The 22,336-nt window shown below is 69.2% G+C and carries 23 protein-coding genes; 18 read left to right on the forward strand and 5 right to left on the reverse strand.

Going from position 1 to position 22,336, the window contains the following annotated elements:
• The first annotated feature begins 1 nt into the window (after window position 1).
• The 15 genes from NX1_RS30865 (at window position 2) to NX1_RS30930 (ending at window position 12,822) form a co-directional block, all read left to right on the forward strand.
• Complete coding sequence (locus NX1_RS30865) at window positions 2-910, forward strand: NifU family protein (RefSeq protein ID WP_068067236.1); 909 nt, start codon at window positions 2-4, stop codon at window positions 908-910.
• On the forward strand, window positions 907-1,539 hold the full coding sequence (locus NX1_RS30870) for a DUF5947 family protein (protein WP_068067239.1): 633 nt from the start codon (window positions 907-909) through the stop codon (window positions 1,537-1,539). The genes NX1_RS30865 and NX1_RS30870 overlap by 4 nt, the downstream gene beginning before the upstream one ends.
• On the forward strand, window positions 1,536-2,183 hold the full coding sequence (locus NX1_RS30875) for a DUF6084 family protein (RefSeq protein ID WP_068067241.1): 648 nt from the start codon (window positions 1,536-1,538) through the stop codon (window positions 2,181-2,183). The genes NX1_RS30870 and NX1_RS30875 overlap by 4 nt, the downstream gene beginning before the upstream one ends.
• Window positions 2,180-3,559, forward strand: coding sequence for a hypothetical protein (locus tag NX1_RS30880; protein WP_068067244.1), 1,380 nt, complete (start codon window positions 2,180-2,182; stop codon window positions 3,557-3,559). Before NX1_RS30875 ends, NX1_RS30880 begins: the two co-directional genes overlap by 4 nt.
• Entirely contained in the window at window positions 3,547-3,666 is a 120-nt protein-coding gene (locus tag NX1_RS38785; RefSeq protein WP_373864934.1) for a DUF6893 family small protein, read from the forward strand. The genes NX1_RS30880 and NX1_RS38785 overlap by 13 nt, the downstream gene beginning before the upstream one ends.
• Before the next feature lie 18 nt (window positions 3,667-3,684).
• On the forward strand, window positions 3,685-4,008 hold the full coding sequence (locus NX1_RS30885) for a hypothetical protein (protein ID WP_068067253.1): 324 nt from the start codon (window positions 3,685-3,687) through the stop codon (window positions 4,006-4,008).
• Window positions 3,962-4,483 carry a hydrogenase maturation protease gene (locus NX1_RS30890; protein WP_068067261.1) on the forward strand — a complete coding sequence of 174 codons (522 nt, stop codon included), beginning with the start codon at window positions 3,962-3,964 and terminating at the stop codon, window positions 4,481-4,483. The genes NX1_RS30885 and NX1_RS30890 overlap by 47 nt, the downstream gene beginning before the upstream one ends.
• 3 nt (window positions 4,484-4,486) lie before the next feature.
• Window positions 4,487-4,729 (forward strand): HypC/HybG/HupF family hydrogenase formation chaperone, encoded by a 243-nt coding sequence (locus tag NX1_RS30895; RefSeq protein ID WP_068067265.1) that lies wholly within the window; start codon window positions 4,487-4,489, stop codon window positions 4,727-4,729.
• Window positions 4,729-7,041 (forward strand): carbamoyltransferase HypF, encoded by a 2,313-nt coding sequence (gene hypF, locus NX1_RS30900; protein WP_068067269.1) that lies wholly within the window; start codon window positions 4,729-4,731, stop codon window positions 7,039-7,041. The genes NX1_RS30895 and hypF overlap by 1 nt, the downstream gene beginning before the upstream one ends.
• An 18-nt stretch (window positions 7,042-7,059) precedes the next feature.
• On the forward strand, window positions 7,060-7,386 hold the full coding sequence (locus NX1_RS30905; protein ID WP_068067271.1) for a HypC/HybG/HupF family hydrogenase formation chaperone: 327 nt from the start codon (window positions 7,060-7,062) through the stop codon (window positions 7,384-7,386).
• Complete coding sequence (gene hypD / locus NX1_RS30910; protein WP_068067274.1) at window positions 7,383-8,495, forward strand: hydrogenase formation protein HypD; 1,113 nt, start codon at window positions 7,383-7,385, stop codon at window positions 8,493-8,495. The genes NX1_RS30905 and hypD overlap by 4 nt, the downstream gene beginning before the upstream one ends.
• Entirely contained in the window at window positions 8,488-9,564 is a 1,077-nt protein-coding gene (gene hypE / locus NX1_RS30915; protein ID WP_068067277.1) for a hydrogenase expression/formation protein HypE, read from the forward strand. The genes hypD and hypE overlap by 8 nt, the downstream gene beginning before the upstream one ends.
• Before the next feature lies 1 nt (window position 9,565).
• Window positions 9,566-10,345, forward strand: a complete 780-nt coding sequence (locus tag NX1_RS30920) for a DUF6390 family protein (protein WP_068067279.1) — start codon at window positions 9,566-9,568, stop codon at window positions 10,343-10,345.
• 10 nt (window positions 10,346-10,355) lie between these two features.
• The gene (gene nicT, locus NX1_RS30925) at window positions 10,356-11,513 is read left to right on the forward strand and encodes a Nickel transporter NicT (protein WP_068067281.1); all 1,158 of its coding nucleotides are present in this window, start codon (window positions 10,356-10,358) and stop codon (window positions 11,511-11,513) included.
• Window positions 11,514-11,613: 100 nt separating this feature from the next.
• Entirely contained in the window at window positions 11,614-12,822 is a 1,209-nt protein-coding gene (locus tag NX1_RS30930) for a S8 family peptidase (protein ID WP_068067284.1), read from the forward strand.
• Window positions 12,823-12,987: 165 nt separating this feature from the next.
• Here the strand turns inward: NX1_RS30930 and NX1_RS30935 are convergent, their stop codons facing one another.
• Window positions 12,988-14,178, reverse strand: a complete 1,191-nt coding sequence (locus NX1_RS30935) for an esterase/lipase family protein (RefSeq protein WP_068067287.1) — start codon at window positions 14,176-14,178, stop codon at window positions 12,988-12,990.
• A 404-nt stretch (window positions 14,179-14,582) separates the two neighbouring features.
• Between NX1_RS30935 and NX1_RS30940 the strand changes: the two genes are divergently transcribed.
• Complete coding sequence (locus NX1_RS30940; RefSeq protein WP_245668761.1) at window positions 14,583-15,197, forward strand: YdcF family protein; 615 nt, start codon at window positions 14,583-14,585, stop codon at window positions 15,195-15,197.
• Window positions 15,198-15,240: 43 nt separating this feature from the next.
• Window positions 15,241-16,209: an FAS1-like dehydratase domain-containing protein gene (locus NX1_RS30945; RefSeq protein ID WP_084501880.1), complete on the forward strand. Its 969-nt coding sequence runs from the start codon at window positions 15,241-15,243 to the stop codon at window positions 16,207-16,209.
• Here the strand turns inward: NX1_RS30945 and NX1_RS30950 are convergent.
• The 4 genes from NX1_RS30950 to NX1_RS30965 are packed head-to-tail and all read right to left on the reverse strand — an operon-like array spanning window position 16,169 to window position 20,266.
• Window positions 16,169-17,191: an LLM class flavin-dependent oxidoreductase gene (locus NX1_RS30950; RefSeq protein ID WP_068067296.1), complete on the reverse strand. Its 1,023-nt coding sequence runs from the start codon at window positions 17,189-17,191 to the stop codon at window positions 16,169-16,171. The genes NX1_RS30945 and NX1_RS30950 overlap by 41 nt on opposite strands.
• 46 nt (window positions 17,192-17,237) lie before the next feature.
• Complete coding sequence (locus NX1_RS30955; RefSeq protein WP_068067298.1) at window positions 17,238-18,284, reverse strand: alpha/beta hydrolase; 1,047 nt, start codon at window positions 18,282-18,284, stop codon at window positions 17,238-17,240.
• Window positions 18,281-19,231, reverse strand: a complete 951-nt coding sequence (locus NX1_RS30960; RefSeq protein ID WP_068067299.1) for an acyl-ACP desaturase — start codon at window positions 19,229-19,231, stop codon at window positions 18,281-18,283. Before NX1_RS30960 ends, NX1_RS30955 begins: the two co-directional genes overlap by 4 nt.
• Window positions 19,232-19,288: 57 nt before the next feature.
• Window positions 19,289-20,266 carry an RsbRD N-terminal domain-containing protein gene (locus tag NX1_RS30965; RefSeq protein ID WP_068067300.1) on the reverse strand — a complete coding sequence of 326 codons (978 nt, stop codon included), beginning with the start codon at window positions 20,264-20,266 and terminating at the stop codon, window positions 19,289-19,291.
• Window positions 20,267-20,696: 430 nt separating this feature from the next.
• On the opposite strand from NX1_RS30965, the gene NX1_RS30970 reads away from it, so the two are divergent.
• Window positions 20,697-22,247, forward strand: a complete 1,551-nt coding sequence (locus NX1_RS30970) for an acyl-CoA carboxylase subunit beta (RefSeq protein WP_068067303.1) — start codon at window positions 20,697-20,699, stop codon at window positions 22,245-22,247.
• Window positions 22,248-22,336 lie beyond the last annotated feature (89 nt).

Here is a 22,336-nt window from a genome sequence, read left to right on the forward strand (position 1 = left end):
GATGGGCACTGTGGACGGACACGACGGGGCAGCGCTCGACGGCGATCGCTGGCGTGACGCGGGCGATCGCATCGAGACCCTGCTCGAATCGAGTTCCGTGGGCGGTGCCGCGGCGAGGGAGCGCGCCGAGCAGCTGGTCCGCGAGGTCGCCGACCTCTACGGCGCGGGCCTAGAGCGCATCGTCGGCCTGCTCGACGACACGGCGATCGAACGTCTCGCGGGCGACGACCTGATCGCGAGTCTGCTGCTGGTCCACGGACTGCACCCACACGACGTGACGACCCGGGTGCGCGCCGCGCTGGACAGTGTCCGGCCCTACCTCGGCTCGCACGGCGGCGACGTCGAGCTGCGCGGCATCGAGGACGGTGTCGTGCGGCTCGAGTTCGCGGGCAGCTGCCGCAGCTGCCCGTCGTCGGCGGTCACGTTGGAATTGGCCGTCGAGGACGCGGTGCGCGCCGCCGCGCCGGAGATCACGGCGATCGAAGTGGTCGCCGCCGAGCCCGCGTCCGGCTCGAACGTGATCGCGACGGAGTCGTTGTTCTCGCGCGTGCACGCTCAGCAGCAGGGCAGCTGGATCACGGTGCCCGAGCTCGACGAGATCGGGCCGGGCGAAGTCGGCGGGTTCGCGGTGGCCGGTGTCGCGGTGCTGGCCTGCCGGGTCGGCGACGAGCTGTTCGTCTACCGCGACCGGTGCGCGGCCTGCGGCGATTCCATGGCGGGCGCGGCGCTGCACCGCCGCCTCGGCTTCCCGGTGGGCGACGCCGTGCTGCGATGTCCGTCGTGCGGAGCGCATTTCGACGCGGTCCACGCCGGTGCGCGCGTCGACGGCGACGGTCACCTCGAACCGTTGCCGGTGCTGGTGCGATCGGGGGAGCTGTCGGTGGCAATTCCGGCGGAGGTGGCCGGATGACGTCCCCGTTCGGCGTGCTGCGACGTCTCACCGCGCCGCGACCAGCTCCGGTCCCGGCCGGTGAGCGTTGCGAGATGTGCGCCGAACGCATCGGTGAGCCGCACCAGCACGTGGTGAGCATCGAGGGCAGGCAGCTCATGTGCGTATGCCGCGCCTGCTATCTGCTCTTCACCGACAGCGCCGCCGATCTGCGGTACCGGGCTGTGCCGGATCGCTACCTGGCGTTCCCGGACGTGGTCGTCGACCAGGCGGAGTGGGACGCGCTCGAGATCCCGGTCGGACTGGCCTTCTTCTTCCGCAACTCCACACTCGGACGCACCGTGGCCTTCTATCCCGGGCCTGCGGGCGCGACCGAGTCCGAACTCCCGTTGCCGAAGTGGCACGCGATCCTGGAGCGCCACCCCGAGTTGGACATCGCGGACGATGATGTCGAGGCGTTGCTGATCCGGATGCCGCACCGCGGCGGTCCCGGCGCCTGCCTGCTGCTGCCGATCGACGCCTGCTACGAGTTCGTCGGGCGGATGCGGCTGCTGTGGCACGGCTTCGACGGCGGCCAGGAGGCGCACCGGTACATCGAGGAGTTCTTCGCGGCGATGACGTCGCGGGCGCGGGCGGGCGGTGCGCGATGAGCCCGGCCTATTCGATCACTTTCGCCGTGCTCGGCATCAAGCCGGAGCCGTACGCGGTGACGCCGATTCTTTCGGCGCGCGTCGGCATCGCGGCGCTGGCCGAGGAGCCCGTGCACGCCATCGCGCTGCGGGCGCAGGTCAGGATCGAACCGCGCCGCCGGTCCTACACCGACGAGGAAGCGGCGGGGCTGACAGACCTGTTCGGCGCGCGGGAACGATGGCAGGACACACAGCGCACCTTTCTCTGGATGCATTGCGCAACAACGATTCCCGGGTTCACCGGCGGCGCGGAAGTGGATCTGCCGATGCAGTGCACCTACGACTTCGAGGTGGCGGGATCGAAGTACCTGCACGCGTTGCGCGATGGCACGGTGCCGCTGCGGTTTCTGTTCAGCGGAACGGTATTCATCAGGGGTGAGGGCGGTTTCGCGGTGCAGCAGGTGCCGTGGGATCGCGAGGACACCTTCGACATGCCGGTCTCGGTGTGGCGCGACCTGATGGACGCGCACTTCCCCAACTCCGGCTGGGTCCGCCTGACCCGCGAGACGCTCGACGCCTTGTCGGCGTTCAAATCCGAACGCGGACTGCTCGGTTACGACGACGCGGTGACCAAACTTCTCACCGCGGGCCGGGACGCGACATGACCACGGGACGATCGGTCCGGTCCGCGCGCGCGAGGGCACGCGCGGTCGCCGACGCGGTGTTGTACGAGGGTTACCTGCTGTACCCGTACCGGGCGAACTCCCGGAAGAACCAGTGCCGCTGGCAATTCGGCGTGCTCGGCCCGGAAGGCGCCGCCGATGCCGGAATCGGCGAGGACCCGGAGCTGCGCGCACAGTTCCCCGTCGTCGCCGGCGACGATGCCACACTCGGCCTCGCCGTGCGGTTTCTGCAATTGCAGCGGCGCACGATCGAAGACCGGCACGGCGAGGAGGTCGCCGAGCTCGACGTCGAAGGCCGTGTCTTGGTCAGCTGGGACGAGGCAGTGGAACACGAGATCGACTACGGTCCGATGCCGCTGGAGCACAGGGTGTTTCGTGTGCACGTCCCGGGCGGCGCCGACGTCGAGGACGTGCACGACGCCGCGGGCGCTGTCGCGGGCAGGCTCGTTCGCATCCGCGAGCCGATCGACGGCCGGTTGGAGCTGTCGGTCGATCACGTGGCGGGCTGCCGCCGCGTGACGATCACGGTCCGCAATGTCGCCGCCGCGCCGCGTGACAAGCAGGACGCGCTCGCGCGCTCGATGCTCGGCGCTCACGTGATCGCCGAACTCGAAGGCGGCGAGTTCGCGTCCTTGCTGGAGCCGCCGGAGGAAGCGGCCGCGGCCGCCGGGCAGTGCGCCCACCACCGATGCTTCCCCGTCCTCGCCGGACCGGCGGGCGACCGTACCTTGCTGCTCGTCTCGCCGATCATCCTCTACGACCACCCGGAGATCGCCGAACAGAGCGAGGGGCCGCTGTTCGACTCGACGGAGATCGACGAGATCCTGACCTTGCGCGTGATGACCTTGACCGACGAGGAGAAGGAGCAGGCCCGCGCCACTGATCCGCTGGCCGCGCGCATCGTCGACCGCTGCGATGCCACCACCGCCGAGCAACTGGACCGGCTGCACGGCGTGCTGCGCGAACCGGCGGACCGGCCACGCGTGCTTCCCGAGGTTCCGGACGATCTCGATTGGTGGGATCCCGCGGCCGACAACGCCGTACGACCCGAATTCGACGCCGTCCTCGTCGCGGGTGTCCTGGTGCGCCGCGGTAGCCGGGTCCGTTTGCATCCGTCCCGGCGTGCCGACGCCCACGATCTGTTCTACGACGGCGAGCAGGCGCGCGTGGTGACGGTGCACGAAGACGTCGACGGCGACGTGCACGTGGGGGTGGTCATCGACAACGACCCCGCCGCCGACATGCACGAGTGGTACGGCCGCTACCTGTACTTCGCGCCCGACGAGATCGAGCCGCTCGACAGACCATCCGACGAAACCGAAGGAAATGAAAGAAAGGATCGGCCATGGAAACGGTAGGAGTGATCGCGGTCGTCGTCCTGGCGGCGATCGCCGCGATATTCGCCCTCATCGGGCTGCGGTCGATACCGGACATCCGCCGCTATCTGAAGATCCGCCACATGTAGCGATCGGGAGGACGAGTCATGGGTGACAAGAACCAAGAGCCACAATCCGCGCGCGGCGAACCCGGTTCGCGTGATACCGGGTCGGAAGCCGTCGCGGGCGGTCCCTCCGACCGCGAGCCCGGCGACATCGGGCACGAGGAGCTGACCTCGGCCGACGAGGTGCGCACCGACCGCGAAAAGGGCTTCACCACCGAGGCGCCCACCGATACCGAGGCGGCGGTGCCGCCCTACGAAGGGCGCAAGGAGACTGCGAACCCACCGGGCGAGACGGCCACCGGCGAGGTGGGCGGCGCCGATGTCGGCGGCGCGACCACGCCGACGCCGACCGAGGATCAGGGGTGAGACGACGAGAAAGGTGCTGGTCGCCGGTATCGGGAACATCTTCCTGAGCGACGACGGATTCGGCCCCGCGGTGGTGCGGCGACTGCCGCCCCACCGTGAGCCGAGCGTGCGCATCACCGACTACGGGATCAGGGGCATGCACCTCGCCTACGACCTGCTCGACGACTGGGACGCGCTGGTGCTCGTCGACGCGCTGCCCGATCGGGGCGCTCCCGGCCGGGTCGAGGTGTTCGACGCCGACGAGACCAACGACCCCGTCACGCAGCTCGACGCGCACGCCATGAATCCCGATGCGGTGTTCTCGATGGTCAGGACACTCGGCGGCACGGTGCCGCCGACGGTGGTCGTCGGCTGCCAGATCGTGTCGGTGGCCGAAGGGATCGGTCTCACCGATCCGGTCGAAGCGGCGCTCGCCGCCGCGGCCGACGCGGTCGATTCGGTCGTGGCGGAGCTGCTCGATCGACAGGAGGTGTGACCGATGTGCCTCGGCATTCCGGGCCGGGTCGTGGAGCTGGCCGAGGGCTACCACGATCAGATCGCCCTGGTCGACGTCTCGGGCGAGACACGCAAAGTGAACATCGGCATGCTCGACGAGGGCTCGGTCGGACCCGGCGACTGGGTGATCATCCACATGGGTTTCGCGGTCGAGAAGACCGACGAGGCGGGCGCGGCCGAGGCGCTCACGGGTCTGAAGTTGCTCGGGCGCGGGGAGGAGCCGTGATGCGGACCCGGCGGCGGATCCTGGTCCGCGGCGTGGTGCAGGGCGTCGGCTTCCGGCCGTTCGTCTATACGACGGCGGCCGAGCTGTCGCTGACCGGCCGCGTGTCCAACGACAGCTCCGGGGTCGTCATCGAGGTCGAGGGCGCCGCCAGAGAGCTGGACGAGTTCGAGCGCCGTGTCCGCTGTCAACCGCCGCCGCTGGCCGTCGTCGAATCCCTCGAATCGACCGAGACCCCGGTGCGCGGCGGCACCGGATTCCACATCGCCGACACCACCCGCGACGGCGGTGGGCGCACGCTGGCCTCACCGGATGTGGCGATCTGCGCCGAGTGCGCCGACGAACTCCGGGATCCGGCCAACCGCCGTTACCGGCACCCGTTCGTCAACTGCACCAATTGCGGCCCCCGGTTCACCATCATCGCGAGCCTGCCCTACGACCGCGACCGGACCTCGATGGCCGAGTTCCCCATGTGCGACGCGTGCGCCCGCGAGTACGCCGATCCCGCCGATCGTCGCTTCCACGCGCAGCCGATCGCCTGTCCGGACTGCGGCCCGACCCTCGGCTACACCGGTCCCGGCGAGGGCGATCCGGTCTCGGCGGCACGAGAGTTGTTGCGCCGCGGTGGAATTCTCGCCGTCAAAGGCATCGGTGGTTATCACCTGGCCTGCGACGCGGCGAACGAGGGCGCCGTCGCCGAGCTGCGTCGCCGGAAACGGCGCGGTGACAAACCGTTCGCGCTCATGGCGCCGGACTTGGCGACCGCGCGTGCGATCGTCGAGGTCGACGACGCCGCCGCCGACCTGCTGACCAGCCCCGCCCGGCCGATCGTCTTGCTGCCGCGGCGCAGGGACGACTCGAAATCGACTGTCTCCGAGGAATTTCCAGCCCCGTCGCCCTCGGTGGCCCCGCGCAATCCCGATCTCGGCGTGATGCTCGCGTACGCACCGCTGCATCTGCTGTTGTTCGGGCTGCCGGGCGATCCACCTGGCCCGCGGGCGCTGGTCATGACCTCGGGAAACCTAGGCGGCGAACCGATCTGCTACGACGACGCCGACGCGCGCGAGCGCCTGGCCTGCCTCGCCGACGCGTGGCTGTCGCACAACCGGCGCATCGTGGTCCCCTGTGACGATTCGGTGGTGCGGCTGGTCGACGGCGTCGAACTGCCGGTGCGCCGCTCGCGCGGATACGCGCCCCTACCGCTGGCGTTGCCCGCGCCGATGCCGCCGACGCTCGCGGTCGGCGCCGATCTGAAGAACACCTGCGCGGTGGCCGACGGACGCTACGCCTGGCTGAGCCAGCACATCGGCGACATGGACGATCTGGCGACGCTGCGCGCGTTCACCGAGGCCGAGCGGCATCTCGAGGAGCTCACCGCCGTGCGCCCGGTCCAGCTGGCCGCCGACGCCCATCCCCGGTATCGGTCCACCGCGTGGGCCGAGCAGCACGCAGACGGGCGTCCGATCCGGACGGTGCAGCACCATCACGCCCACATCGCAGCGGTGATGGGCGAGAACGGTCTCGACCCCGCCGCGACGGTGCTCGGAATCGCGTTCGACGGCACCGGTTTCGGACCGGACGGGGCGATCTGGGGCGCCGAGGTCCTCGCGGCCGGGTACAAGGGCTACCGGCGGCTCGCGCATCTGCGCTACGTGCCCCTCGCCGGTGGCGACCTGAGCGTCCGGCGGCCCTACCGCATGGCGCTGGCGCACCTGCGCGCCGCTGGCATCGACTGGACCGAGGACATCCCCTCCGTCCTGGCCTGCCCGGCCGGGGAGCGCAAGGTGCTGGCGCATCAGCTGGACACCGGTTTCGGCTGTGTCCCTACCTCGAGTATGGGCAGGCTCTTCGACGCGGTCTCCTCACTGGCCGGTGTGCGCCACGAGGTGGACTACGAGGCCCAAGCGGCGATCGAGTTGGAGGGCCTGTCCCGCGGTGCGGATGCAGGGACGGGACGCTACGAGTTCGCCGTCCCGGCGGGCAAGGCCGCGCGCGGTCGCGGCGTCGCCGCGATCGACCCCGCCCCGGTGATCGCCGCAGTCGTGGCCGATGTGCGGGCCGGGGTCCCCGCCGAGATCGTCGGCGCGCGCTTCCACGCGGCGGTCGCGCGCCTGATTCTGGCCCTCGCCGTCGAATACGGCACCGCGTCCACGCCGGTCGCCCTGTCCGGCGGGGTGTTCCAGAACGCACTGCTGTTCTCTGCGGCTCGGAAGTTGCTGCGGGAGAAGGGCTTTCAAGTCTTGTGCCATCGCAGGCTGCCGCCGAACGACGGCGGCCTCGCGTTCGGCCAGCTACTCGCCATCGGAGCGGGATGAGCGAAAGGAGAAGCGACGATGTGCTTGGCGGTCCCCGGAAAGGTGCTCAGCCTGCACGAGCGGGACGGCACGTTGATGTCGGTCGTCGACTTCGGCGGCGTGCACAAAGACGTGTGCCTGCAATACATCCCGGACGCGGCGGTCGGTGACTATGTCGTCGTCCACGTCGGATTCGCGATCCAGCGCCTGGACGAGCAGTCCGCGCTGCAGACCCTGGCCGAATTCGAACGCCTCGGGGTGCTCAACGAGGAGTTCGGCGACGGTTTCGCCATCGCGGCGAAACAGGCGGGAGTCGAGAATCCCGAAACGACCCAACAGCGAGACGATCCGGAGGTGACGTCGTGAAGTATCTCGACGAATTCAGCGATCCCCAGCTCGCCCGAGGCCTGCTCGACCGGATCCGCGCGGTGACGACCAGGCGCTGGTCGATCATGGAGGTCTGTGGCGGACAGACGCATTCGATCATCCGGCACGGCATCGATCAGCTGCTGCCCGATCAGATCGAGATGATTCACGGTCCCGGCTGCCCGGTGTGCGTCACGCCGCTCGAGGTGATCGACAAGGCGCTCGAGATCGCCGCGCGACCCGACGTGATCTTCTGCTCGTTCGGCGACATGCTGCGGGTGCCCGGCAGTGCCAAGGACCTGTTCCGGGTCAAGAGCGAAGGCGGCGACGTGCGCGTGGTCTACTCACCGCTCGACGCGCTCGAACTGGCTCGGGCCAACCCGGACCGGCAGGTGGTGTTCTTCGGCATCGGGTTCGAGACCACCGCGCCGGCCAACGCCATGACCGTGTATCAGGCCAAACGCCTCGGGGTATCGAACTTCTCGCTGCTGGTCTCGCACGTGCTCGTGCCCCCGGCCATCGCCGCGATCATGGAATCGCCCACCTGCCGGGTGCAGGCGTTCCTCGCCGCCGGTCACGTGTGCACCGTGATGGGCACCGGTGAGTACCCACCGCTGGCCGAGAAGTATCGAGTTCCGGTGGTGGTCACCGGTTTCGAACCGCTCGACATCCTGGAAGGCATCCGCCGGACGGTGATCCAGCTGGAGTCCGGGCGGCACGAGGTGGAGAACGCCTACCCGCGTGCGGTGGCCGCGGCGGGCAACCCGGCCGCCAAGGCGATGCTCGAGGACGTGTTCGAGCGCACCGACCGTGCCTGGCGCGGCATCGGCGTCATTCCGGGCAGCGGCTGGCGGCTGTCCGAGCGCTACCGTGAGTACGACGCCGAGCAGCGGTTCGCCGTCGACGACCTGCACACCGAGGAATCCTCGATATGCCGGTCCGGCGAGGTGTTGCAGGGCTTGATCAAACCGCACGAGTGCGCCGCCTTCGGCAAGCAGTGCACACCCCGGAATCCCTTGGGCGCCACTATGGTCTCGTCCGAGGGCGCGTGCGCCGCCTACTACCTGTACCGGCGGCTCGACCTGCCAGCGGAGGTCGCTCATGCTTGACGAGACCGGACCGCCCGCGGCCATCGACATGGACGGCTGGGTCTGCCCGATGCCGCTGCGGGATTCGCCCAACATCGTGATGGGCCACGGCGGGGGCGGCGCGATGTCGGGCGAGCTGATCGAGCATCTGTTCCTGCCCGCGTTCGGATCGGCGGCCGAGGCCGGGTTCGGCGATTCGGCGGTCGTGACGCTCGGCGGCGCCCGGCTGGCGTTCACCACCGACTCGTTCGTGGTGAAGCCGATGGAGTTCCCCGGCGGTTCGATCGGCGAGCTCGCCGTCAACGGCACCGTCAACGATCTGGCGATGGCGGGCGCCCGCCCGATGGTGCTGTCGACGGCGTTCATTCTCGAGGAGGGCACCGCACTGGCCGATATCGCGCGCATCGCGGCGTCCATGGGCACCGCAGCCCTCGGAGCGGGCGTCAAGCTGGTCACCGGCGACACCAAGGTCGTCGACGCCGGTCACGGCGACGGCATCTACGTCAACACCGCGGGCATCGGGCTGATCGACGACGGAGTCGACATCCGCCCGCAGCGCGCACGGGCCGGTGACGCGGTCCTGGTCAGCGGGGAGATCGGCTTGCACGGTGTTGCGGTGCTGAGCTGTCGCGAGGGCTTGGAATTCGGGACAACGGTGTGCAGCGACACCGCGCCGCTGCACGGTCTGGTCGCGGCGATGCTGGCGACCGGGGCCGATGTGCACGTGCTGCGGGATCCGACGCGGGGCGGGGTGGCCGCGACGCTGAACGAGATAGCGGGAGTGGCGCAGGTCGGCATCTCGTTGGACGAGCGGAAGATCCCGGTCTCCCCGCAGGTTCGCGATGCCTGCGGACTCCTCGGGCTCGATCCGCTGTACGTCGCGAACGAGGGCAAATTGATCGCCTTCGTCCCGCAGGAGGATGCCGAGCGGGTCCTCGCGGCCATGCGCGAGCATCCGCTGGGCGGCCACGCCGAGGCGATCGGGGTCTGCGTGACCGAGCACCCCGGCATGGTGGTAGCCCGCACGGCACTGGGCGGCACCCGCGTGGTCGACCTGCCCGCGGGCGAGCAACTGCCGCGAATCTGTTGACATGGGCCATGATTCGGCATCGGTAACCGAGACGACGGAAGGCGGCGCGGGCGGCATCGACGGTACCGAGATGTTCGCCCGATACGCTCACGCGCCCAACGCGCTCGGCTATTGTGGCCCCGCCGAGAGCGCGCCGATGGCCACCCTGCCGCCCGCGGCGGTCAGGGCGATGGCGCGCCAGTTCTCGGGCGCATGGCCATACCTTCGGGTCATGTCCCGGCTGACCGGAATCGACGACCCGCTGGACCACAGGCTCGTCGAATCCTATTGGCTCGGAGGCGGAATCGGCGCACGCCTGGATCCGGCGGAGTTCCTCGCGGAACTCCTGGCCGTCATCGGACCGGTCGCCGGTCACTACTGGGCGCACCTGACGCCGGACCTGGCATCCGAAGCCGCCGCCAACCATTGCTTCCATGTCTTCGGCGTCTATCCGTGGACCCGGCTGCTCGGGCGAGGAAACGACGAACATCCCGTGCGCGTGCTCGACAACTGCCGCATCACTTGGGGAGCGGTCGTGAGCCGGACGGAGAACGAACTCACGGTGCTGGCACGTCGGCTGGAATGGGACGGACATCGGCTCGAGCTGACCGCGCCGGCACCACGACAGATCCCGGTGTGGGTCGACGGCTACTCCCCCGCGCCGGAGGTGGACGCGCGCGATCTCGTCGCCCTGCACTGGGATCGGCTGTGCGGACCGCTGGCACCGGAGCAGGTCCACGATCTCGCCGACAGCACGGCTCGCCAGCTGAGCGTGACGAACGACAGGCTGTCCCGAAAGTAGCGGCGCCGCGATGACTCCCGGACGATCCCGCCTCGACGTCGTGCGCCACGCGCTGACCCGTTCCGAATGGTTCGGCGTGGCAGGGATGTTCACCGTCATCGCGGCCTTGCACGTGATCGGCTGGCTCACCCTGATCGCCTTCGTCGTCCCGCGCAATCTCGACGTGGGAGGGCAGACACTGGGGCTCGGCGTAGGACTGACCGCCTACGCGCTCGGCTTGCGCCACGCCTTCGACGCCGATCACATCGCCGCGATCGACAACACCACCCGCAAGCTGATGAGCGACGGACAGCGCCCGCTCTCGGTGGGATTCTTCTTCTCCCTCGGCCATTCGACGGTCGTCTTCGGCCTCGCTTTCCTGCTGTCGATCGGCATCAGGGCGATCGCGGGCCCCGTCGCGGACGAGTCCTCCGGCCTCCAGCACTACACCGGGCTGTTCGGCACCACCGTCTCCGGCACGTTCCTCTACCTCATCGCCATCCTCAACATCGCCGTGCTGATCGGCATCGTCCGTGTCTTCCGGCGCGCCCGAGCCGGAGAATACGACGCGGCCGAACTCGAAAACCAGCTCGGCAAACGGGGGTTCATGAATCGCTTGCTCGGACCGGTGCTGAAGACGATCACCGAGCCGTGGCAGATGTACCCGATAGGTCTGCTGTTCGGAGTCGGATTCGACACCGCGACCGAGGTGGCGCTGCTGGTGCTCGCAGGAACGAGCGCCGCGGCCGGGCTGCCGTGGTACGCGATCCTGTGCTTGCCGATCTTGTTCGCGGCCGGAATGAGTCTGCTGGACACCGTGGACGGGACGTTCATGAACTTCGCCTACGGCTGGGCCTTCGCCCAACCCGTCCGCAAGGTCTACTACAACATCACCGTCACCGCGCTGTCGGTGACCGTGGCGCTGCTCGTCGGCACCGCCGAACTGCTCGGCCTGCTCGCCGGACAACTCGGCTGGTCCGGCGGTTTCTGGGACTGGATCACCGGACTCGACCTCACCGTGCTCGGCTACGTCGTGGTCGCGCTGTTCGTCGTCACCTGGGCGGCGGCGCTGCTGGTGTGGCGCTACGGACGCATCGAGCAGCGGTGGGCGATTCGTCCGTCCGCCTCCGCCCCCCGCGTGACCTGCCCCGTCACGCGTGAGCCGACATCGCCTCCGCCGGCGCGATGACACCCTCGGGAAACGAGTAGTCGGCTACTCGCGCCTTCCGCACCGGCACGGACCAGGCTTTTCGTCATCGACAACCCTCTCGCCCACTCGGGGAGCCATCATGACCGAGCCAAAAGCGCATCTTCTCGCGAAAGAGAAGCTCGTCGTTCTCCGTGCGCCCGCACGCTCCGTGCTGCGCGACCTGAACGCGGGCGTGGCAGCGACACCCATGGACGCCGGAGCCGATATCACGATCGATGTCGAGGAAGGCGCGAGCGGTGAGCGGCTGCGCACGATCGTCAACGATCCGACCGTGATCGGCTTCTGCCCCGCGATGCCCATGAAGCTCGTCGAACCGACCGAACGGGCGGCGGGCGAAACTGCCGAGGCAGGCAAGGCGACCTGGGGCGTGACCGCAGTCGGCGCCACCACCTCACCCTTCACCGGCGCGGGCATCACGGTGGCTGTACTCGACACGGGCATCGATTCGTCGCATCCGGCCTTCTCCGGCGTCGATTTGATCACCAGAGACTTCACCAGCGGCGGCAGCGCGGACGACAAGGAGGGCCACGGCACGCACTGTGCGGGAACGATTTTCGGCCGAGATGTGGACGGTCTGCGGATCGGCGTCGCCAAAGGCGTCACCAGGGCGCTGATCGGCAAGGTGCTCGGCCCGGACGGCGGCGGAAGCGACCTGCTCGCCGACGCGATGATCTGGGCGCGGGACAACGGCGCACACGTGATCTCGATGTCGCTGGGCATAGACTTCCCCGGGTTCGTCGACAAGCTGGTCAAACTTCGCGGTGTGTCGATACCGGTGGCCACATCGGCAGCGCTCGACGCGTACACGGCGAATGTGAAGCTCTTCGAGAAGCTGATCGAGTTCCTCAACGCCGGTGTCGGGCAGCCGATGGTGGTCGCCGCCACCGGAAACGAGAGCGGCAGGGACAAGCAGCCGCCGTTCGAGATCAGTGTCGCACCGCCCGCCGCGGCGGCAGGAATCATCGCGGTCGGCGCACTCGGCGGCTCCCCCGGCCGTCTCACCGTCGCGCCCTTCTCCAACACGCGAGCGACGGTGTCCGCCCCGGGAGTCCGGGTGGTCAGCGCCGGAATCGGCGGTGGTATGGCGACGATGAGCGGTACCAGCATGGCCACTCCGCACGCGGCGGGCGTCGCCGCGCTGTGGGCGGAGAAGCTCACCGCTCAGCGGCAACTCACGCCGATCATGTTGCAGGCGAAGCTGATCGGCGACGCCCGTTGCGACGACCTGGCTCCCGATACCGATCCGGCCGACGTCGGCGCCGGACTGGTGCACGCACCGCAGGCATAGCCCGCACGGTGCCGCGCCGGGGGAGATCGTCGTGCCGAACACGGCCGGGGACGCCCGGATCGCGGACAGCCGAAAGCCCACCGAGCGCCGGTGCGTGCGTTACCGGCTCGGTGGGCGCGGCGGCGGGCGGCCGGTCGGGCTACCGATCGCCCGCCGGTCGTCAGATCATCGGCCGCCACCTCCGATCAGCCAGGGGTTGGGTGCGCACTCGAGCTGCGGATGTCCCACCGGGTCCAGGGTGCGCAAGGCGATCGACAGCGCGCGCGGCGAATACATCATGGTGAGGTGGTCGGAGAGGTCCTGCTCGCATCCGTCCTGGAGGGTGATGTTCTGCACCGTCGCACCGAGGCCCGCACCCAGGAAGGTCAGCTCGTAGGGGTTGGTGACCTCGTCATAGCGAGTGCCCACGATCGTGTAGTCGACACCGGATACGGTGTCGCCGTCGCCGTTGAGCTTGCCGACGAATTCCGAGCCGATCGTCTGCTGGATACCCGCGTGCCCGACAAAGATCTCGACGAAACCCAGAACATCGATACCGAGGTTGTTGATCACCCGACCCAACGCACCGATACCGTCCAGACTCGTCCCGTGATGAGTGGCACCGTAGCTGATCAGGTTCCCCACCTTGGCCGCCCCGCCCTCGAACTTGGTGTACCAGTTGGCCATCGAACCCCCCTGGGAATGAGCGACGATATCGACCTCGTCGGCGCCGGTAGCCGCGAGCACCCGGTCCACAAAGATGGCCAACTGCTTGGCCGAGTCCTGGATGTAGCCGGTGCCCATCACCCCTGGCAGCACCGACCCGAGCCCGCCGCCCTCCACCAGATTCGCCCGGCCATAGTTGAAAGTGAACGTGCAGAACCCGGCATCCTTGACGGGCTGACCCATATAGGCGAACCCGTTATAAGCGTTCATCCACGTCCCGTGCAGCATCACCACCGGGCGGGGATGCTCGGCGGTCGGCTTGCATTTCCAATCGTTGGCACCGGGCGGGGCGACATCGGGATGGATCAGACCGTAACCGAACGCCTCGACCCACGAGTTCATAGGCGGACCGTAACCGACTGTGTCGCTGGCGAATCCGCCGGAAGATCCCGAACTGCTGCCCGATCCGCCGTAGCAGTTGCCCGAGCCGTTGCCCGACCCAGCACCGCTGCCGGAGGTGCAGGCCGAGCCGGAACCGCCCGCGACCGGAGCCGCCTTGCGCCCCGCGGCGATGAGCTCCGCCAGGGCCTGTTCGGTCGGGGCGGGCGCCGGATCGGCCTGGGCGGCAACGCCGGTGAAGCTCATGGCGAGCACCGAGACGATCGACACCGCCGCGGCGCCCAGCGCACGGCCGCAGGTACTTCGTTTCATCTAATGCCTTTCGTAGGAACGACGTCGTTCCTCGTTCGCGGGTCCTTCGGTTCGCAGCGCCGCCGTGCCGGTCGGCGAGGCTGAAACTGCGCCAACGCTAGGTCGGGGAGAATGGCCGAACCCACACCACGAACCGGTATCTGGACACTTCACGGAACGCTCGCCGCGGTATCGGTGAACGTGCACAGTCCGCGCCGGAATCGATGCCAAAGCCGAGAGACGGATTTCTGGTATTCCTCCCAATCAGGAGTGCGACCCTCCAATCGAGAGGTCACCCGGCGATGAGATCTCCAGATTTCGCCACGATCACGAAGTTCCGTGCCGATCCCGCGCAATCATGGAGCTACGTTTCCCCGCCGTCGAGGGCCACTCGACGGCTAATAGCTGGAGATGCCATGGTGGACATGATCTTTCCGAGAATGCGCGCTCGCCGCGGCACGATGCGGGCCCTGCTCGGCGCCGCCGTCGTCGCGACCGCGCTGCTGCCCGTCCCGTGCGCCTTCGCCGAGGGCGGCACCGGTTCGGCCGCGGCTTCGCCACCGCCGCCGCAGGCAGACCCGGCGTCGCCCGCGCTCGGCTTCCGCGGCCCGGACACCGCGATCGTGGTACTCGGCTACGGCCTGCTGCCCGACGGCGGGATGCGCCCCGAGCTTCTCGCGCGTCTGCACGCCGGCTTCGCGCAGGCGTTGCTCGCTCCGGCCTCGCCCGTCATCGTGACCGGCGGAAACCCGCGCAACGGCGTCACCGAGGCGCAGGCGATGGCGCGGTGGCTGATCGCGCACGGCATTCCGGCCGAGCGGATCGTCGTCGAGCCCGACGCCGCCTCGACGGCGCAGAACGCGGCGCACTCGGCCAGGATCATGCGCGATATCGGCGCCAGGGACGCGGTGGTCGTCACCTCCGCCGACCACATCGACCGCGCTCTCCGCGATTTCCTCGGCGCCGGGGTGGACGTGGTGGCTACCGTGACGCCCGACCAGGTGCCCATGCCGGCTTCCCCCTTCGGCACGCCCGCCTGACCGGCCGGGCCCATTCCGACAGCCGAGCGATATTGGAGCAAATATGAACGACCTCGTCAGGTCTCTGTCGCGCAATGGATCATCGACGCGTTGCGTGGTGCGCTCCGCGACAATTCGCGAATTCGCCCGAGCGGTCCGCAATTTCCATCCGGCACACCTGCGTGCGGACGCCGCGCTTCGGCTCGGGTTCTCCGGTCTCGTCGCTCCCCCGACATTCCCCGCCGTATTCCTCGGCCACGTTCATCGGGAATTGCTCGATGCGGCGTGTACCGGCGCCGAAGCGCCGCGCGTTCTGCACGCCGACCATGTGCTCGACTTGGCCGGGCCGCTGGTGGCGGGTGATCAGCTGGACTGCCGGGTGCACGTCGAATCCTCGCGGTATTTCTCCGACTACGAGGTGCTCACGATCAGGAGCGCGCTCGTCGATCAGGACGGTCGCTCGCTTCAGACCGGCACGACGACGCTGCTCGGGCGGGTGCGCACCGCAGGCGCCGCATCGGCGGTCGAGGAGATCTTCGCCGACCGGGGCCCGATCGAGCCGGCGCCGCCTCCCGGGATCGATCGAATGCCATGCACCGCAGTGGACTTCGGCTCACTCGCTGTCGGTGACGAGCTTCCGGTCCAGCTGCTCGAGGTGTCCGCGGCCGAGCTCGCGGAGTACGCCGCGGTGACCGGCCTGTCGAGCGCCGAAGCGCCGGGGATGTACGAACTCGGCCTCGCCACCGGATATCTCACCGACTGGCTCGGCGATCCCGCCGCCATCGCCAGGCTGCGCATCCAGGTCGCGCCCGGCGTGCACGGCTTGCGGGTTCGCCCGGGCCAGCGCGTGCGCCTGGCACTCCGCGGCCGGGTCACCGGGCTCGACCGGGGCAACCGCACCGCGTCCCTGGCGGTGGACCTGCGCTGCGAAGGCCGCCGGATGTTCGGATACGCAGCCGCCGAAGCACGGTTCCAGCGTGACGCGTCGCCCGCTACGCCGCCCGCCGCCCCGCCGCCGGCGGCAGACCGGTGAGCCGGGCCAGCCGCCGGTGCGATTCGAGGCGCGCGGCGCGGTCGTAAGTGCTGGTGTGCACGAGGATCTCGTCCGCTCCGGTCCGCGTGATCAACTGCTCCAGCGCCTCGGCGACCTCGTCCTCGGTGCCGTGGATCTGATCCCGCATGCCTTCGGCGACCAGGCGACGCTCACGCTCGGTCATCGGCGTCGACTCGATCTCCTCCGGCGGCAGCAAGACCGGGAACTCGCCCCGTGTCCGCGAGTAGGCGCCCGCCCAGGCTTCCGGCAGCAGCAGCCGTCGCGCCTCCTCGGTGCTGTCGGCGATCGTGACCGTACCCGAGACCATCACGTACGGTTCGCTCCCCCAAGCTGTTTCGCGAAATCCCACGCGGTACCGATCGATCGCCTCGACCATCCGATCCGTCCCCGCCACCGCCGCGACGACCAGCGGCAGCCCGAAGCGGGCGGCGCGATCCGCGCCGGAGCCGGTGGCCAGCAGGAAAGCGGGCACCCGCAGACCCTCGGCGGGCCACGCGTGCACGCCTTGCCTGCCGTGCGCGAAGTAGTCGAGCACCGCGGCGAGCCTGCCGTCGAAATCGTCGGCGTCGGCCTTGTCATGCCCGAGCGCGCGGCGTACCCCGTCGGTGAAGCCGACCGACCGGCCGAGGCCCATATCGATCCGGCCGGGATAGAGCGATTCCAGCACACCGAACTGCTCGGCGACGACCAGCGGCTGGTGGTTCGGCAGCATCACCCCGCCGGTGCCGATCCTGATGCGCGAGGTCGCGGCCGCCGCCGCGGCGGCGAGCACGGTCGGCGCCGACCCCGCGACGCCGGGCACGCTGTGATGCTCGGACACCCAGAACCGGTGATAACCCCACTGCTCGGCCAGCCTGGCGAACTCGACCGTCTCGCGCAGCGCCGCCGGATGCGACTGCCCGCGGCGCACCCGCGAGCGGTCCAGGATGGAGAAGCGGACGGAAGGTAGCGCTGCGGTCATACCTGTTCTCAACGCGCCCGCCGCCCGGCCATTCCAGCGGCGGCGGTCAGCCGACCCTTGCCACCCCCAGCGCCTCGGCCAGCACCCGCCACGCACGCGGCAGCTGGGCCTCGAAGTCCGGCCAGGTGTGCATGCCCGCGTCCGAGTACTCGATCTCCGCGGGAATCCGCAGCTCGGCGAGCCGGCCGGCGAAGCGTTCGGTGCACGCGCGAGCGCCCGCCTCGAGCGCTGCGCCTCCCCCGGCGAGGCGCAGCGCGTCGACGACCGACGGCGCCGCCGCCACCGCGGCCAGATCGGCGTCGGTGGGGGCGCCGGAAGCGGCGGACAGATAGATGGCGGTGCCGCGCAGCCGGTCCGCGCCGAGCAGGCTGTCGTGCGCCACCCATTCCGGGGAACTCGGTGGGCCCCACAGGTTTTCCACGTTGCCGCCGCGCGAAGCCACCGTGATGGTGGTGACCGCGTGGCCGAGCGGATCGGCGGTGGAGTAGCAGCCGCTCATCCCGGCGACCGCCAGATAGTGGCCGGGGTGACGTTGCGCGAGCATCATCGCCGCCTGCGCGCCCATCGAGACGCCCGCGATCGCGCGGCGACCATCGCCCTTCAGCAGCGACTCCACGATCGGCGGCAGCTCCTCGGTGAGGAAGGTCTCCCAGAGGTTGAGCCCCAGGGCGGCGTCGTGGCGCTGCCAGTCGCTGTACATGCTGCCGGTGCCGCCGGTGGTGAGCACCACGTCGACCGGCTTGTCCGCGAAGAACTGTTCGGCGCCGCCCTTGGTGAGCCAGCCGGAGGTCGGCTCGCCGTCGACCCCGTCGAGCAGGTACAGCGTCGGCCGCGGTCCCTCGCCCGTCCCGCGCAGGACGTCGACGACGATGACCCGGCGCATCGCGGCCGAGGCGATGTGCAGGCGGTCGCGGCGGGGACCGATGGGCTCGATGGTCAGCAGACCAGTCCTGGTCATCTTCGGATCGACGGCGGGCGGCGGGGTCGGCGCTGCCGCGGGGGCGGGCGCGGCGAAAACCTCCCCGAGCACGGGCGCGGTGGTCGCGGCGGCGATGACTGCGACCGCCGCCACGGTGATCGACACTCGTCTCATGAGCCTGCGGTGACTCCCTCCGCTCGGCGGGCGGCGGCGCGTTCCCGCTGCTCCTCGAAACGGCGGGCCCGCACCTCCAGATCCTCGAGGTGATCGTGCAGCTCCTCGCGGGCCCGCTCGCCGTCACCGGACAGATCGGTGCGGTCGAAGACGTCCCAGGCCCGCAGCACCGGGCGCACCACTACATCCAGGTGCTGGCGCAGGTCGTAGATGCCGTGTTTGGCGAGCAGCACGGCGTGACGACGGAAGTTGGGTTGGGTCAGGCCGGGCATCTGGAACCGGGTGACGATGTCGGTGATCGCGCGCAGCATGGCGTTCGGCGTGAGGTCGAGCGCCGCGGCGCTCAGATTCCGGTAGAAGATCATGTGCAGGTTCTCGTCGGCCGCAATTCGTTGCAGCATACGCTCCGCGACGGGTTCGGTGCACGCGGCTCCGGTATTTCGGTGACTGATCCTGGTCGCCAATTCCTGCAATGTCACATACGCCACCGAGCGCAGAAATTGCGGGCCCTTCTCCGGCTTGGCGATACCCGCGGTCATATGCTGCATCCGAGCCGCCTCCAGCGCAACGGGATCCACCGCGCGGGTGACCACCAGATAATCGCGCATCACGATGGCGTGCCGATTCTCCTCGGCGGTCCATCGGCCCACCCAGGTGCCCCATGCGCCGTCCAGTGAAAAGGATTCCGAGATCTCCCGGTGATAGGAGGGCAGATTGTCCTCGGTGAGCAGATTCGTGATCATCGCGACCTGGGCCACTTCGGACAGCGCGGATTGTCCTGGCTCCCAATCGATTCCGCCGAGCGCCGCGAAATTGCGGCCGTCGTCCCACGGCACGTAGTCGTGCGGATTCCACGCCTTCGCCTTGCGGAGATGATCGTCGAGCAGCCGCTCGGCGACCGGTTCCAGTTCGCGCAGCAGGTCCAAGTCGGTCGACGCGGTGGTCACTGGTCACTCCTTGCCCGCCTCGAACGTCGAGGCGCCTCAGACGATAAGGCCGAAAACTCAGGCCGATCGGCCCATTCGCCGTTTGTTGGGGGAGGTGACTGTCGTCCCTTCGACCTGCTGGGGCGAGTCACAACCGATCGAATCCCCCAGATCCGCCATCGGATACAGGCCGGGAGGACGGTTCGCCGCCCGGATCCGGCCGAGCAGATCGTGCGCGCGCCCGGCCAGTTCCGGTATGCGGCATCGGGCTCCGGCGGTGACGGTCGCCGTGAGCGGAACCTCGGCGGCCTCGCTCACCACCTCGAGCACCTCGGCCGTCATCGCAAGCGGCGTCAGCGCGGACGCCTCGTCGACCGGCACCAGCACGGTGCCGCCCTCGGTGGAAAGCAGCGACAGCGCTCGCGAGCCCAGCGGATTGGCCAGGGCGGCTTGCACTCTGCGCAGCTTGCGGCGCGCTGCCGTCGCACCGCCGCCGGGGCGCAGTTCGTCGCTGTGCTGCGGGATGGACACCGCGACCACCTGGTACGACGGCGCGACGGCGATACCGGTCTGCCGTGCCAGCTGGGCCACGCCGTGCCCGCTCAACAGCGCCGAGACCAGGGTCTGGGCCGCGGTCTGGTGTTCCTTGGCGACCAGCCGATGTTCCTCGACGTAGGCCGCCGAGGCCGCCACCGTCACCATCTCCAGCGCGCGGACGATCAAGGTGGCCCCGGCCATCACCTGGTCGGAGTCGCCGACGCCCGCCTGCGCGGCTAGGAATTCCAATCCGGAGCGAATCCCGTCGTGATACGCCCGGAGCACCGTTTCCAGCGCGATACCTTCGCGCGCCCAGCGAATCGCGGTTCCGGCGATCTGCGCCGGTTCCGGAGGGGCCGGAAATGCGCCGGGGTCGAGCACCTTCAGCGCCTCGGCCAGACAACTTCGCGTTATCGTCGCGAGATCACCGGGAGGCACTCCGCGCGCCGGATATCTGAGGTGTTCCACGAGTTCGGTACGCAGATTCTCGATGCCCGAACCGGCCTGTGTGCCCGCCATGGCTATCGAACGATAGCGGCGATCGCGACGAAATCCCGGCGCGTTACGGAGTTCCGGGCTTTTCATCAGGTCGAACACCGGGCGTTGGGCGAAATCACAAGCAGATCACGGCATTTCGCGCGACGGCCGGCGCACGGACCGGCGGACCCGGCCGACTCGGTCGATTCCATATGAAAATGCGATAGGCTCGGCCCTCGCGCTCGTGCAAAATATTCTTCTCGCCCGTCGGCAATTGCGCCCGGACACGTAACCCCGCGCGCCACGCGAGCGATAGGACATCCGACCAAGAGCGCGGCGAAGCCCGCTACGAGTTGTCGCATGAGAAGGGTGGCCGGAGTGTGCCGCGCGTCTCATCACCGATAGCATCGAGCGCCGCGCCTCCGTACCGCGGACCGGGCGCAACGTCGAGTGGGAAGGACAACCCAGACATATGACCGGTACGCGAGAAAAGCTGGAGCAGCTCCGGGGGATCCTGGAGCTCGCCCAGGAGCCCGCAGGTGAGGCAGGGATCGCGAAACGCAAGGCCAAGGAGATCCCCAGCGCCAGGGAGCGCGTCCGGATGCTGCTCGACCCCGGCACCTTCATCGAGATGGGCGCGCTCATGCGTCAGCCCGGCGCCTCGAACGCCATGTACGGCGACGGCGTGGTCACCGGCCGCGGCTACATCGAAGGCAGGCCGGTCGTGGTGATCGCGCACGATCAGACCGTGCACGGCGGCTCGGTCGGCGAGATGTTCGGCCGCAAGGTGGCAGCGGCCATGGAGTTCGCCTACGAGAACGCCTGCCCCGTGATCGCGATCAACGATTCCGGCGGCGCCCGCATCCAGGACGCGGTCGCCTCGCTGGCCTGGTACGCGCTGATGTGCCGCCGTCAGGAGGACCTGTCCGGCTTCGTGCCGCAGGTGGCGATCATGCTCGGCAAGTGCGCGGCCGGTTCGGTCTACGGCCCGGTCAACATGGACGTGCTGGTCGCGACCGACAAGTCCTACATGTTCGTCACCGGCCCCGAGGTCATCAAGGCGGTCACCGGCGAGAGCGTGAGCGCCGAAGAGCTCGGCGGCGCGGCCGTGCAGGCGACCACCGGCACCGTCCACCACGTCGCCGACAGCGAGCGCGCGGCCTTCGACTGGGTGCGCGAGTACCTGAGTTACCTGCCGTCCAGCTGCCTGGAGCAGCCGCCGGTCGTCAACCCCGGCCTCGAGCCGGAGATGACCAAGCACGACCTCGAGCTGGACTCGATCATCCCGGACTCGGACAAGGTCGGCTACGACATGCGCGACATCCTCGTGCGCATCTTCGACGACGGCGCCTTCCACGAGGTCAGCGCGGGCACCGCGCAGAACCTCATCACCGGCTTCGCGCGGGTGGACGGCCGTAGCGTCGGCGTGATCGCCAACCAGCCTATGGTGCTCGGCGGCGCGCTCGACGCGCGCTGCTCCGACAAGGCCACCCACTTCATCCGCCTGTGCAACGCCTACGGCCTGCCGCTGGTGTTCGTCGTGGACACCCCCGGCGTGCTGCCGGGCATCGAGGAGGAACGCAGCGGCGTCATCAAGCGCGGCGGCCGGTTCTTCCGCGCCGTGATCGAAGCCACCGTGCCGATCGTCACGGTGGTGACCCGCAAGGCCTACGGCGGCGGCTACGCGGTGATGGGCTGCAAGCAGCTCGGCGCCGACATCAGCCTGGCCTGGCCGACCGCGAGGATCGCCGTGATGGGCGCCGAGAGCATGGTCGGCATCATCGGGCGCAAGCAGCTGGAGGCGACGCCCGCCGAGCAGCGCGAAGCCGTGCGCGAGCAGATGATCGACTTCTACAACGCCACCATGGCGACGCCGTGGATCGCCGCCGAGCGCGGCTATATCGACGCCGTGATCGAGCCGTCGCAGACCCGCCTCGAGATCCGCAAGGCGCTGCGACTGCTGCGCGACAAGGACCCGAAGCCGAAGCACAATCCGCGCAAGCACAGCCTCTTCCCCGTGTAGCCGTACACGGGTTGTGCTGTCTCACAACACATCCGGTGATGGGTCGTGGGATCGCCGGATGTTCGTCGATGCGGCGACATCGGGTGATC

This window comes from Nocardia xishanensis NBRC 101358 (assembly GCF_001613365.1).
GTDB classification, from domain to species: Bacteria; Actinomycetota; Actinomycetes; order Mycobacteriales; family Mycobacteriaceae; genus Nocardia; species Nocardia xishanensis.